Below are 12843 nucleotides of genomic sequence, written 5' to 3' on the forward strand. Positions count from 1 at the left end.
TGCGCGGCGGCACGCTGCGCTGGCGCGACGCCCAGCACGACGCGCCGGAGCTCGTGCTGTCCGGCATCCGGCTCGCGGTGCTCAACAGCGGCCGCGTGCACAAGGCCGCGCTGCAGGCGCCCGCGAACGGCACGCTGCTGCTCGGTCCGCTCGATTTCCGCGCGCGCTTCAGACACAAGCCGCTCGCGCCGATCGGCAAGCCGTCGAACTGGACCGGCGACGCGTACCTGTCGACGGGCCCCGTCGACCTGCAGACGCTGACGCGCTACCTCGACGTGCCGCTGACGATTCACGCGGGCCGGATCGACAATGCGATCTGGGCGACCTTCGGCGACGGCCACCTGCGCGCCGCGGGCGGCGACCTGCAGGGCGCCGACGTCGCGCTGCGGGTGCGCCCGACGCAGCCGCGGCTCGACGTGCCGACGGTCGGCTTCGGCTGGGACATGGTGCTCGACGCCGGTCACGACTACACGCTGCACCTGACGCGCTTCAACGCGGAGCTCGGCCAGCCGCCGCTGCCGGACGGCACGCCGCTCGCGCGTTCGCTCGCGCTGTCGACGCTGACGGCGCGCTACCGCGTGCCGACCGCGACGCAGGGCCAGCTGATCAGCGTCGTGGGCGACCGCGTCGATCTCGGCATCCTCAGCGAGTTCATCCGCGGGCTGCCGCTGCCGGCGCGCCTGCGCAACGAGCTGATCAAGATCGACCCGCGCGGGATGGTGTCGAACTATCACATCGAGGTCGAGCGCGCGAAACCCGCGCGGCCCGACCTCGCCGACGAAGAGCGGCGCATGGGCGCCGCGCCGATCGTCCGCTACCGCTTCCTCGGCGATCTGCAGGGCATCAGCTTCGCGGCCCAGGAGCCGCCGCCCGGACTCTCGCCGCGCGGCCACCCGCGCGCCGGCTGGCCGGGCATCGAGAACCTGTGGGGCCGCGTCGACGCGAACGAAACGGGCGGCAACGCGCATTTCGACACGGTCCAAGCGGCCGTCACCGTGCCCGGCGAATTCGACGAGCCGCGCCTGACGTTCGACCGGCTGCGCGGCAACGCAAAATGGACGATCACGCCCGCGCCCGGCGAGAAACACGCGCGCGTCGACGTATCGCTGCCCGACCTGCTCGTGTCGAACCCCGATGCCGAAATCGCGGTGTCGGGCTCGTACTCGAACCCCGGCCACGGCCGCGGCACGCTCGACCTGCGCGCCGATTTCGCGCGCGCGTCGGTGGCGCGCATTCCGCGCTACCTGCCGACCGGGATGTCCGAGCACCTGCGCGACTATCTCGGCCACGCGCTGCAGGACGGCAAGGTAACCAAGGGCGCGTCGATCGTCGCGCGCGGCCCGCTCGAGAAATTCCCGTTCGAGCACGAGCCGGACGCCGGCGTGTTCCATATCGTCGCGCCGTTCACCGGCGGGCGCTTCGAGCCGACGCCCTACCCGCCGCGCAAGCTCGCGAACGGCACGCCGAGCGTCTGGCCCGCGCTCGACGGAATCGACGGCGTGTTCGAGCTCAAGCAGAACAAGCTGCGCTTCGACATCGACCGCGCGCACTACAAGCGCGTCGCGCTCACGAAGGTCGCGGGCCGCATCGACGATCTCGGCAATCCGTCGCACTCGCCGCTGATCATCGACGGCCATGCGCAGGGCCCGCTCGCCGACCTGATCGATTACGCGGACAACAGCTCGCTCGGCACGATGAGCGGCCATATCGGCCAGCGGATCGACGCGCAGGGGCCGGCATCGCTCGGGCTCAAGATCACGATTCCGCAGCACGTCGCGCATCCGCATACGCACGTCGAAGGCGCGCTCGCGTTCGGCGGCAACACGCTGTCGACCAGCGGCGTGCCGCCGCTGTCGGCGCTGCGCGGCAGCGTCCGCTTCACCGAGGCCGGCGCGTCGCTGCACGGCCTGTCGGGGCGGTTCCTCGGCGGCCCGGTGCGCGCGAACGGCAACTTCCGGTCGCACGGCCCGTACACGGTGGACGTCGACGGTCGCCTCGCGCTCGACGCCGCACGCGGCCTGAACCTGCACGGCGCGGCCGCCGCGCTGCTCGAGCACGTGGTCGGCGACGCGCCGTACAAGGTCGCCGTGCGCGGCGCGCCGGGCCGCCTGCCCGACATCCACGCGCAATCCGACCTGACCGGCGTGGCGCTGAATTTCCCCGCGCCGTTCGCGAAGCCGGCCGGCACGCCGATGCCGTTCAGCTTCACGCTGCAGCCGGCGCCGCAGGCGGACGGCAAGCGCCTCGAACATGCCGACCTGACGCTCGGCCCGGTGTCCGCGACCTACCTGCTCGACGCGACGCGCGGCCAGCCGCTGCGCGCGGTGCGCGGCGCGATGGGCATCCACCGGATGCCCGACATGCCGCAGGACGGCGTGAGCGCGGCCGTCGACGTCGGCGAACTGGACGCCGACGCGTGGCTCGCGCTCGCCCACACGCTGCAGCCCGACACGCCGCGCGCACCGGAGCCGCAGGGCGCGCCGCGCGTCGATTTCGCGAGCTTCGCGCCGAAGCGCTTCGCGCTCCACTTCGGCACGCTGAAACTGCTCAAGCGCAACTGGGAAAACGTGATCGTCGGCGCGTCGCACGTCGACGATCTCTGGCAGGCGAACATCGCGTCGAACCAGGTATCGGGCTACCTGTCGTGGGCGCCGGGCGGCGGCCACAACGGCGCGGGCGTGCTGAATGCGCGCCTCGCGAAGCTCGTGGTGCCGCAGAGTTCGCAGCACGACCTCGTCGGCCGCGCGATGAACCTGCCGACGCCGACCGACCGCCCGATGCCGTCGATCGACCTGATCGTCGACCAGGTCGTCGCGCGCGACCACGACATCGGCCGTCTCGTCGTCAACGCGCGCAACATCGACGAAGACGGCACGCCCGTGTGGCAGCTCGACAAGCTGGAGCTGTCGAACCCGGCCGCGAAGCTCACGGCGACCGGCAACTGGCGCACGTCGCGCCGCGCGCTCGCCCGCGGCGCCGACGAAAGCGAAGCGCCGCGCCGCAGCGTGTTCGATTTCAAGCTCGCCATCGACGACGCCGGCGCGCTGCTCGATCGCGTCGGCCTGCCGCGCACGCTCGAGCGCGGCCACGGCACGGTGACGGGCAAGGTCGGCTGGCGCGGCGGTCCGACCGCGGTCGACTTCCCGACGTTCGGCGGCCAGGTCGCGCTCGATCTCGAACACGGCCAGATCCTGAAGGTCGATCCGGGCGCGGCCAAACTGCTCGGCGTGCTGAGCCTGCAGAGCCTCGCACGCTTCCTGACGCTGAACTTCCGCGACGTCATCGGCAAGGGCCTGCCGTTCGACAAGATCACCGGCACGAGCCGGATCTCGAACGGGATCGCGCGCACCGACGATTTCTCGATGATGACGGGGCCCGCCAACGTCACCGTACGCGGCGCGGTCGATCTCGGCACCGAGACGCAGGACCTCCATGCGCACGTCGCGCCGAAAATCAGCGCGGGTGCGGCCGCGATCGGGGCGGCCGTCATCAACCCGCTGCTCGGCGTCGGCGTGCTGGCCGCGAACTACGCGCTGTCGGAGACGCTGTCGCGCGCATTCGCGCTCGACTACGCGATCACCGGCTCGTGGGCGCACCCGCACATCGAGCGGGTGCGGGGCGATCAGGGTAAGATGAATCACGGTCCGGCCGATCCGGCGCATCCGGGTCAGTGAGCCGATGGCGCCGGGCCGCACCCCATTTATGACGCAACCGATCCCGCGATGACCGACCACACCCGTTCCGCCACACCCTTCCGGGTCGCCGCGCTGCAGATGGTGAGCACGCCGGACGTCACACGCAATCTCGCCGAAGCGGGCCGCCTGATCGCGGAAGCCGCCGGCGAAGGCGCGCAGCTCGTATTGCTGCCCGAATATTTCTGCTTCATGGGCCACCGCGACACCGACAAGCTCGCGCTCGCCGAACCGTACCGGGACGGCCCGATCCAGCGCTTCCTCGCGGACGCCGCGCGCCGCCACGGCATCTGGGTGATCGGCGGCACGCTGCCGCTGAAGGCGCCCGAGCCCGATCGCGTGCTGAACACGACGCTCGTATTCGATCCGTCCGGCAGCGAAGCCGCGCGCTACGACAAGATCCACCTGTTCAACTTCGAGAAAGGCGACGAATCGTTCGACGAGGCCCGCACGATCCGCGCGGGCGACACGGTCGTCGCGTTCGACGCGCCGTTCGGGCGGGTCGGCCTGTCGGTCTGTTACGATCTTCGCTTTCCGGAGCTGTATCGCCGGATGGGCGACTGCGCGCTGATCGTCGTTCCGTCGGCATTTACGTATACGACGGGCCGCGCGCACTGGGAAACGCTGCTGCGCGCGCGGGCCGTCGAGAACCAGTGCTACGTGCTCGCGGCCGCGCAGGGCGGCAAGCACGAGAACGGCCGGCGCACCTGGGGCCACAGCATGCTGATCGATCCGTGGGGCGAGATCGTCGCGGTCAGCGATGTCGGCGCCAGCGTCGTGCCCGGCACGATCGATCCGCAACGCATTGCCGAGGTGCGCCAGAGCCTGCCCGCATGGCGGCACCGCGTACTGACCTGAATCCGCTGCGCCGCTTGAAACGCCGCGCGGCCCACCCATCTGCCCAGCAGCACCCGACAACTTTTTGAGAACCCCCGATATCCGCATGAACATCATCGAACCCGGCATCCGCAACCTCGCGCTGGCGAAGGACATCCTGCTCACGCCGTACGGCCTCGACGAAAGCCTGCTCACGCGCACGATCGCCGACATCTTCACGCATCGCGTCGACTACGCGGACCTGTACTTCCAGGCGACCCGCAGCGAAGCGTGGAGCCTCGAGGAAGGCATCGTCAAATCGGGCAGCTTCAGCATCGACCAGGGCGTCGGCGTGCGCGCGGTCGCGGGCGACCGCACCGCGTTCGCGTACTCGGACGACCTGTCGCCGGAGGCGATCGCGCAAGCCGCTGCCGCCACCAAGGCGATCGCGGCAGCCGGCGGCGGCCGCCAGAAGATCAAGGCGGCCAGCTCGCTGAAGGGCATCTCGGGCCGCGACCTGTACCTGCCGTCCGATCCGCTCGCGTCGCTCGACGCGACGGCCAAGGTCAAGCTGCTCGAGCGCATCGAGCAGATGGCGCGCGGGCGCGACCCGCGCGTCACGCAGGTGATGGCCGGCCTCGCCGGCGAATACGACGTCGTGCTGGTCGCACGCAGCGACGGCGCGCTCGCCGCCGACATCCGCCCGCTCGTGCGCGTGTCGGTCACGGTGATCGCCGAGCAGAACGGCCGCCGCGAAATCGGCTCCGGCGGCGGCGGCGGCCGCTTCGACTACGGCTACTTCACCGACGAAGTCCTGTCGCGCTACGTCGACGACGCCGTGCATGCGGCGCTCGTCAACCTCGACGCGCGCCCCGCGCCGGCCGGCGCGATGACGGTCGTGCTCGGGCCGGGCTGGCCGGGCGTGCTGCTGCACGAAGCGATCGGCCACGGCCTCGAAGGCGACTTCAACCGCAAGGGCTCGTCCGCATTCGCCGGCCGGATCGGCGAGCAGGTCGCGGCCAAGGGCGTGACGGTGGTCGACGACGGCACGCTGCCGAACCGCCGCGGCTCGCTGAACATCGACGACGAAGGCAACCCGACGCAGTGCACGACGCTGATCGAGGACGGCATCCTGAAGGGCTACATCCAGGACACGCTGAACGCACGCCTGATGAAGATGCCGGTCACGGGCAACGCGCGGCGCGAATCGTACGCGGCGCTGCCGATGCCGCGCATGACCAACACGTACATGCTGAACGGCGACAAGGATCCGCAGGAAATCATCGCGTCGGTGAAGAACGGCCTGTACGCGGTGAACTTCGGCGGCGGCCAGGTCGACATCACGAACGGCAAGTTCGTGTTCTCGGCGTCCGAGGCGTACATGATCGAAAACGGCAAGATCACCTACCCGGTGAAGGGCGCGACGCTGATCGGCAGCGGCCCCGAATCGCTGAAGTACGTGAGCATGATCGGCAACGACATGTCGCTCGACACGGGCGTCGGCGTGTGCGGCAAGGAAGGCCAGAGCGTGCCGGTCGGCGTCGGCCAGCCGACCCTGCGGATCGACAAGATGACGGTCGGCGGTACGGCATAACCGCATCGCGACGCAGACAATCCGCGCATTTCGGGTGAAACGCGCGGATTGTCCGCATTTTTGACCGCTGCCGGTTGCCAGCCGCCCGGCGACGCGGTATAAATTCCGAATCAACTTTTTTGACGAACCCCATTCCCGTCATGTCCGCCAAGTTTTACTTTTACTTTTTTTGGTATCTCAGACCGCTGGCGGATCGAGAGGGTTGATGGCGCGTAAAGCGCAACCGAAATTCCCGAAAAAACCGCCGGCGAACCCGGCGGTTTTTTTTCGCCCTTCGCCACCCGGTCGCCGCCGCAGCGGTCCCGCGGCCCCCGACCGAAATCACTGAATCGCTTGAATTGATGAATCCGCCGCACGCCCACTGATCGAACGGCGCCCGGAACCTAGGAGAAACAGCATGCCCCCGCACAATACCGACGACGTCCGCATTCGCGAACTCAAGGAACTGACGCCGCCCGCCCACCTGATCCGCGAATTCGCGTGCTCCGAAGCCGCGTCCGAGCTGATCTACAACTCGCGCCAGTCGATGCACCGCATCCTGCACGGGATGGACGACCGGCTGATCGTCGTCATCGGGCCGTGCTCGATCCATGACACGACGGCGGCGATCGAATACGCGGGCCGGCTCGTGAAGGAGCGCGAGCGCTTCAAGGGCGAACTGGAAGTCGTGATGCGCGTGTACTTCGAGAAGCCGCGCACGACGGTCGGCTGGAAGGGGCTCATCAACGATCCGCACCTCGACAACAGCTTCAAGATCAACGAAGGGCTGCGCACCGCGCGCGAGCTGCTGCTGCAGATCAACGAGATGGGGCTGCCGGCCGCGACCGAATACCTCGACATGATCAGCCCGCAGTACATCGCCGACCTGATCTCGTGGGGCGCGATCGGCGCGCGCACGACCGAGTCGCAGGTGCACCGCGAGCTCGCGTCGGGGCTGTCGTGCCCGGTCGGCTTCAAGAACGGCACCGACGGCAACGTGAAGATCGCGGTCGACGCGATCAAGGCCGCGTCGCAGCCGCACCATTTCCTGTCGGTGACGAAGGGCGGCCACTCGGCGATCGTGTCGACAGCCGGCAACGAGGACTGCCACGTGATCCTGCGCGGCGGCAAGACGCCGAACTACGACGCGGACAGCGTGAACGCCGCCTGCGCGGACATCGGCAAGGCCGGCCTCGCCGCACGCCTGATGATCGACGCGAGCCACGCGAACAGCTCGAAGAAGCACGAGAACCAGATCCCCGTCTGCGCGGACATCGGCCGCCAGATCGCGGCCGGCGACGCGCGCATCGTCGGGGTGATGATCGAGTCGCACCTCGTCGAGGGCCGGCAGGACCTGAAGGAAGGCTGCGCGCTGACCTACGGCCAGAGCATCACCGACGCGTGCATCGCGTGGGACGACAGCGTGAAGGTACTCGAAGGCCTCGCGGAATCGGTCAAGGCACGCCGCGTCGCGCGCGGCAGCGGCAACTGACGGACGCGAACCGGCTGGCCGTATGGCCCGCCCGGCGACGGCATTGCCGGATTGTCCGGACCATGCCGATGCGTTCGACCGCGTGACCGTCGCGCAAGCCCGAAGGCATGCGACCGGTCAGCGCCGATGCCGAAGTGTGGCGCGGTCACGCGAGGCCGAAGCGCCACGCACGACGCCGTGCCCGCCCCCCAATCAAAGCCCGGCTCACGCCGGGCTTTTTCATGAAGCGCAGGTCTCGCGCGCGGGCCTCACTCGAGCGCGCCCGACCCGAAGATCTCGGTATGGATGCGTTCCGGCGCGACGCCGAGCGCGATCAGCGCATCGCGTTGCGCCTGCATGAATGCGATCGGGCCGCAAACGTAGTAGTCGGCATCCGGCACCAGCGCGTATTGCTGCACGCGCTCCGGCGTCAAGCGCCCTTCGAGGTCGTGATCGACCCCGGCCCGGTCTTGCAGGCCAACCCGTTCGTACAGCACCGTGCGCTTGACGTTCGCGTGCGTGCGCACCGTCTCGTTCAGCCAGTCGCGGAACGCGTGCACCGCGCCCGAGCGGCACGCGTGGACGAACCGCACTTCACGCGGGCTGCGTTCCTCGACCAGCGTCGACGCCATCGACACCATCGGCGTCAGGCCGACGCCGCCGGAGATCAGCACGACCGGCGTCGCGACGCCGCGCTTCAGCGAAAATTCGCCCATCGGCGCGGTCACCTCGACGATCGCGCCCTCTTCCACGCCGTCGTGCATCAGCGTCGACACCTTGCCGGCCGGGATCGCTTCCGGCCGACCGGCCTCGCGCTTCACCGAAAGGCGCAGCCACTTGCCGTGCGGCGCGTCGGACAGGCTGTACTGGCGCGGCTGATCGGCACCGAGTTCGCCGACGAAACGCTTCACCGTGACGTACTGGCCCGGCTCGAAGGCCGGCGCCGCGCCGCCGTCGGCGGGCATCAGGTGGAACGACGTGATCTCGTCGCTCTCGCGCACCTTGCGCGCGACCTTGAACGGGCGGAAGCCGCTCCACGCGGCACCCGCATACAGATCGGCCTCGGCGCCGATCAGGATCCGCGCGAGCTGGCCGTACGCGACGCGCCACGCCTCGAGCGTCTCGGCGTCGACCGCGTCGCCGAGTACCTCGACGATCGACGCGAGCAGGTTCTCGCCGACGATCGGGTAATGCTCGGGGCGGATGTTCAGGCTTGCGTGCTTGTGCGCGATGTGCGACACCGCGCCGCCCAGCGCACCGAGATTGTCGATGTTCGCGGCGTACGCATAAACGGCCTTCGCGAGCGTTTCCGGCTGGCTGCCGGTCTTCTGGTGCGTCTGGTTGAACAGGTTCTTCAGTTCCGGATGGCGCGCGAACATGCGCTGGTAGAAGTGCTTCGTGATCGTCGCGCCGTGAACGGCGAGGACAGGAGCAGTGGCCTTCACGCGAGCCATCTGGTCAGCGGTGATGTGGGTCATGTTCGTTCTCCGTTAAACATGCACACACAATACATCTTTAAAAATACACGCTCCCTCTGGCAAATTGTCGCAGTGCGCAACAACCCGACCGCGCGTCAGCGGACGCGCCCGCGCTCCCACAGCACGTCCGTCCCGCCGCCGGCGCGGTTCAGCACGCGCGCCAGCACGAACAGCAGATCGGACAGCCGGTTCACGTAGCGCCGCGGCGCATCGTTGAGCGTGTCGTGGCGGCCGAGCGCGACGATCGAGCGCTCGGCACGGCGGCACACCGTCCGGCACACGTGCGCGAGCGACGCCGCGCGCGAACCGGCCGGCAGGATGAATTCCTTCAGCGGCGGCAACGTCGCGTTGTAGTCGGCGAGCCACTGGTCGAGGCGCGCGAGATGCGTGTCGTCGAGCACCGCGTGGCCGGGAATGCACAGCTCGCCGCCGAGATCGAACAGGTCGTGCTGGATCGTGACGAGCGCGGTGCGCACGTCGTCCGGCAGCGTCTCGGCGAGCAGCACGCCGAGGTTCGAATTCAGTTCGTCGACGTCGCCGATCGCCGCGATCCGCGCGTCGTCCTTGCCGATGCGCCGTCCGTCGCCGAGACCGGTGGTGCCGTCGTCGCCGGTGCGCGTGGCGATCTTGCTCAAGCGGTTGCCCATGCGAATGTCCTCTCGTACGCGGCCGTGATGCGGCCCGGTTGGCTGGAACGCGATTATCGCAGCCCGCGGCGGCAGGCGCAGCGGGTGTTACGGCGTAGAATGGGCCGAAAGTTCGACAAGCCGTCAGGAGACGTTCGTGAATCACCCTGCCCCGCCGGCCGCCGCGCGCCGCCCGCTGCCCCCCGCCATGCTCGATGCGCTGCGCGCCGCCTTCGGCGAGCGCGTGTCAACCGCCGACGCGGTTCGCGCGCACCACGGCCGCGACGAATCGCCGTTCGATCCGCAACTGCCCGACGCCGTCGTGTTCGCGCACAGTCCCGACGACGTGCGCGAAGTCGTGTCGCTGTGCGCGCTGCACAGCGTGCCGCTGATCCCGTACGGCGCCGGCTCGTCGCTCGAGGGCCACCTGCTCGCGGTGCGCGGCGGCGTGTCGCTCGACCTGTCGGAAATGAACCGCGTGCTGTCGATCAACGCCGAAGACCTGACCGTGACGGTCGAGCCGGGCATCACGCGCAAGGCGCTCAACGACGCGCTGCGCGACACCGGCCTGTTCTTCCCGATCGATCCCGGCGCCGACGCCAGCATCGGCGGAATGACCGCGACCCGCGCATCGGGCACCAACGCCGTACGCTACGGCACGATGCGCGAGAACGTGCTCGGCCTGACCGCGGTGCTCGCCGACGGCCGCGTGGTGAAAACCGGCTCGCGCGCGCGCAAGTCGTCGGCCGGCTACGACCTCACGCGCCTGTTCGTCGGCTCCGAAGGCACGCTCGGCGTGATCACCGAGATCACGCTGCGCCTGCACCCGCTGCCGGAAGCCGTATCGGCCGCGATCTGCACGTTCCCGACGATGGGCGACGCGGTGCGCACCGTGATCGAGACGATCCAGATCGGCGTGCCGATCGCGCGCGTCGAATTCGTCGATGCGCTCGCCGTGCGCTCGATCAACCGCCATTCGAACCTGACGCTCACCGAAGCGCCGACGCTGTTCTTCGAATTCCACGGCACCGAGGCCGGCGTGAAGGAGCAGGCCGAACTCGTGCAGGCGCTCGCCGGCCAGAACCACGGCCAGGGCTTCGAATGGGCGACACGCCCCGAAGACCGCAGCCGGCTCTGGGCCGCGCGCCACAACGCGTACTTCGCGATGCTGCAGCTGAAGCCGGGCTGCCGCGCGGTGACGACCGACGTGTGCGTGCCGATCTCGCAGCTCGCCGCGTGCGTCGAGGAAACCGAAGTCGACCTGCGTGCGTCGTCGCTGCCCTGCCCGATCGTCGGCCACGTCGGCGACGGCAATTTCCACGTCGCGATCCTGATCGATCCCGACAAGCCCGAGGAGCTCGCCGAAGCCGAACACATCAACGACCGGATCGTCGAGCGCGCGCTGCGCCTCGGCGGCACCTGCACGGGCGAGCACGGCGTCGGGCTGCACAAGATGCGTTTCCTGCCGAAGGAGCACGGCGACAACGCGATCGACACGATGCGCGCGATCAAGCTCGCGCTCGACCCGCGCAACCTGATGAATCCGGGCAAGATTTTCACGTGCTGACACGGCGGCGCGACCGCGCGCCGCCCGCTGCAGGAGACCTCATGAACGCCCCCGTCGAACTGTCGAGCGCTGCCCGCGCGCAGCGCCAGCGCGAAGTCGTGCAGGCGCTGATGGCCGTGCTGCCGACGCACTGCCTGCTGTATCGCGACGAAGACACCGCACCGTACGAATGCGACGGCCTGTCCGCGTACCGCCGCCTGCCGCTCGCGGTCGCGCTGCCGGAAACGGAATCGCAGGTCCAGCGGATCGTGCAGATCTGCCGCCGCATGGAAGTGCCGATCGTGCCGCGCGGCGCCGGCACGAGCCTGTCGGGCGGCGCGCTGCCGATCGCGCTCGGCGTCGTGCTGTCGCTCGCGCGCTTCACGCGCATCGTCGAAGTCGATCCGTACGCGCGCACGGCGACCGTGCAGCCCGGCGTGCGCAACCTCGCGATCTCGGAAGCCGCCGCGCCGTACGGCCTGTATTACGCACCCGACCCGTCGTCGCAGATCGCGTGCACGATCGGCGGCAACGTCGCGGAAAACTCGGGCGGCGTCCACTGCCTGAAATACGGGCTGACCGTGCACAACGTGATGCGCGTGCGCGCGGTGACGATCGACGGCGAAATCGTCGAATTCGGCTCGCTCGCGCTCGACGTGCCGGGTCTCGACCTGCTCGCCGTGATGATCGGCAGCGAGGGGATGTTCGCGATCGTCACCGAGGTGACGGTGCGCCTGATTCCGAAACCGCAGACCGCGCAGCTCGTGATGGCGAGCTTCGACGACGTCGTCAAGGGCGGCGAGGCCGTCGCGGCGATCATCGCGTCGGGCATCATCCCGGCCGGGCTCGAGATGATGGACAAGCCGGCCACGCAGGCCGTCGAGGCGTTCACGCACGCGGGCTACGACCTCGACGCGAAGGCGATCCTGCTGTGCGAATCGGACGGCACGCCGGAGGAAGTCGCCGAGGAGATCGTGCGGATGACGGCCGTGCTGCGCGAACACGGCGCGACGCGCATCCAGGTGTCGCGCAACGAACAGGAGCGGCTGCGCTACTGGTCGGGCCGCAAGAATGCGTTTCCGGCCGCCGGCCGCATTTCCGCGGATTATTACTGCATGGACGGCACCGTGCCGCGCCGTGCGATCGGCCCGCTGCTCGCGCGCATCGAACAGCTCGAAACGCGCTACGGGCTGCGCTGCATCAACGTGTTCCATGCGGGCGACGGCAACATGCATCCGCTGATCCTGTACAACGCGAACGATCCGGACGAGCTGCACCGCGCCGAGCAGTTCGGCGCGGAAATCCTCGAATGCTGCGTGGAATTCGGCGGCAGCGTGACGGGCGAGCACGGCGTCGGCATCGAGAAGCTCAATTCGATGTGCGTGCAGTTCTCGCCGCAGGAGCGCGACGCGTTCTTCGCGGTCAAGCGCGCATTCGATCCGGCCGGCCTGCTGAACCCGGACAAGGGCATCCCGACCCGCGCGCGCTGCGCCGAGTACGGCCGCCAGCACGTGCGCGGCGGGCTGTTGCCGCACCCCGACCTGCCGCGCTTCTGAGCGGCCCCCGCGTGGCCCCCCCCGCGCCCCCCGCCCCGCCCCCGCCGACACCCCCCCCCGCTCGCTCCCTGCGCGCGCCGCCGGC

Annotated in this window: 8 protein-coding genes; 6 read left to right on the forward strand and 2 right to left on the reverse strand. The window is 69.4% G+C overall.

Translation table 11 applies throughout. The features are described from left to right. The 4 genes from G3N62_RS30865 to aroG form a co-directional block, all read left to right on the forward strand. Window positions 1–3674 (forward strand): AsmA-like C-terminal region-containing protein (locus G3N62_RS30865; protein WP_206141400.1); only part of this gene is annotated, 3674 nt, incomplete at its 5' end. 48 nt (window positions 3675–3722) lie between these two features. Continuing rightward, the gene (locus tag G3N62_RS30870) at window positions 3723–4550 is read left to right on the forward strand and encodes a carbon-nitrogen hydrolase family protein (RefSeq protein WP_034187159.1); all 828 of its coding nucleotides are present in this window, start codon (window positions 3723–3725) and stop codon (window positions 4548–4550) included. Window positions 4551–4635: 85 nt separating this feature from the next. Next, window positions 4636–6102, forward strand: coding sequence for a metalloprotease TldD (gene tldD / locus G3N62_RS30875; protein ID WP_034187158.1), 1467 nt, complete (start codon window positions 4636–4638; stop codon window positions 6100–6102). 397 nt (window positions 6103–6499) lie between these two features. After that, window positions 6500–7573 (forward strand): 3-deoxy-7-phosphoheptulonate synthase AroG, encoded by a 1074-nt coding sequence (gene aroG, locus G3N62_RS30880; RefSeq protein ID WP_124669284.1) that lies wholly within the window; start codon window positions 6500–6502, stop codon window positions 7571–7573. A 248-nt stretch (window positions 7574–7821) separates the two neighbouring features. On the opposite strand, the gene hmpA is transcribed toward aroG, so the two are convergent. Both hmpA and G3N62_RS30890 read right to left on the reverse strand, forming a co-directional pair. Then, the gene (gene hmpA / locus G3N62_RS30885) at window positions 7822–9030 is read right to left on the reverse strand and encodes an NO-inducible flavohemoprotein (RefSeq protein ID WP_124669285.1); all 1209 of its coding nucleotides are present in this window, start codon (window positions 9028–9030) and stop codon (window positions 7822–7824) included. 95 nt (window positions 9031–9125) lie between these two features. After that, window positions 9126–9677 (reverse strand): cob(I)yrinic acid a,c-diamide adenosyltransferase, encoded by a 552-nt coding sequence (locus G3N62_RS30890; RefSeq protein WP_034187155.1) that lies wholly within the window; start codon window positions 9675–9677, stop codon window positions 9126–9128. Window positions 9678–9813: 136 nt separating this feature from the next. On the opposite strand from G3N62_RS30890, the gene G3N62_RS30895 reads away from it, so the two are divergent. Beyond that, window positions 9814–11223, forward strand: coding sequence for an FAD-linked oxidase C-terminal domain-containing protein (locus G3N62_RS30895; protein ID WP_049035160.1), 1410 nt, complete (start codon window positions 9814–9816; stop codon window positions 11221–11223). 41 nt (window positions 11224–11264) lie between these two features. Beyond that, window positions 11265–12758 carry an FAD-linked oxidase C-terminal domain-containing protein gene (locus G3N62_RS30900; RefSeq protein ID WP_124449406.1) on the forward strand — a complete coding sequence of 498 codons (1494 nt, stop codon included), beginning with the start codon at window positions 11265–11267 and terminating at the stop codon, window positions 12756–12758. Window positions 12759–12843 lie beyond the last annotated feature (85 nt).

It is taken from the genome of Burkholderia sp. Tr-20355, assembly GCF_017104685.1.
In the GTDB taxonomy this organism is placed as follows: Bacteria; Pseudomonadota; Gammaproteobacteria; order Burkholderiales; family Burkholderiaceae; genus Burkholderia; species Burkholderia seminalis.

Excerpts from the sequence above, each read along its gene's own strand:
- G3N62_RS30870 (WP_034187159.1), top strand. The coding sequence starts at position 3,723 with ATGACCGACCACACCCGTTCCGCCACACCCTTCCGGGTCGCCGCGCTG.
- tldD (WP_034187158.1), top strand. The coding sequence starts at position 4,636 with ATGAACATCATCGAACCCGGCATCCGCAACCTCGCGCTGGCGAAGGAC.
- aroG (WP_124669284.1), top strand. The coding sequence starts at position 6,500 with ATGCCCCCGCACAATACCGACGACGTCCGCATTCGCGAACTCAAGGAA.
- hmpA (WP_124669285.1), bottom strand. The coding sequence starts at position 9,030 with ATGACCCACATCACCGCTGACCAGATGGCTCGCGTGAAGGCCACTGCT.
- G3N62_RS30890 (WP_034187155.1), bottom strand. The coding sequence starts at position 9,677 with ATGGGCAACCGCTTGAGCAAGATCGCCACGCGCACCGGCGACGACGGC.
- G3N62_RS30900 (WP_124449406.1), top strand. The coding sequence starts at position 11,265 with ATGAACGCCCCCGTCGAACTGTCGAGCGCTGCCCGCGCGCAGCGCCAG.